Annotated in this window: 1 protein-coding gene; it reads right to left on the minus strand. The window is 45.5% G+C overall.

All coding sequences use genetic code 11. The annotated features are described in order from the left end of the window. On the minus strand, nt 1-660 hold a 660-nt coding region (locus J8281_RS18925; protein ID WP_210199227.1), incomplete at both ends, for a hypothetical protein.

The following is a 660-nucleotide window of genomic DNA, read 5'->3' on the forward strand; positions in this document are numbered from 1 at the left end:
GCTGGAACGTTTACATCAAATCCTACGTTTTCGAATAAAGAGTTAGCCGGTGTCCCTGTTAAAGTTACAGTTCCATTAGGGGAGGTAATTGATCCGTCACCGCTTATTCCAGTTACATCTACTTCCAGAGCACCCGATGCGTTTTGAGTTAGTCCTGCACCGGCTACGTTTGCATTTATGGTTGAAGCATCTACCGCATTCGGAGCAATTTCTAGTGTTACATCGCCAAGTAGTGCATTTGTATCTCCACCAACAGTAAGGTCGGAAGATGTAATATTTCCATCACCATTGATTGCAGTTCCGTCTACTTCTAGTGCACCCGATGCGTTTTGCGTAAGTCCTGCACCTGCTACGTCTGGGTTTATCGATGCTGCGTTGATTGCATCAGCCGCAATATCATCTGAAGTTATGGTTCCGTCAGCGATTTCAGTAGTTCCTACCGCATTCGGAGCAATTTCTAGTGTTACATCGCCAAGTAGTGCATTTGTATCTCCACCAACAGTAAGGTCGGAAGATGTAATATTTCCATCACCATTGATTGCAGTTCCGTCTACTTCTAGTGCACCCGATGCATTTTGCGTAAGTCCTGCACCGGCTACGTCTGGGTTTATCGATGCTGCGTTGATTGCATCAGCCGCAATATCATCTGAAGTTATGGTT

It is taken from the genome of Aquimarina sp. U1-2 (assembly GCF_017897595.1).
Taxonomy (GTDB): Bacteria; Bacteroidota; Bacteroidia; order Flavobacteriales; family Flavobacteriaceae; genus Aquimarina.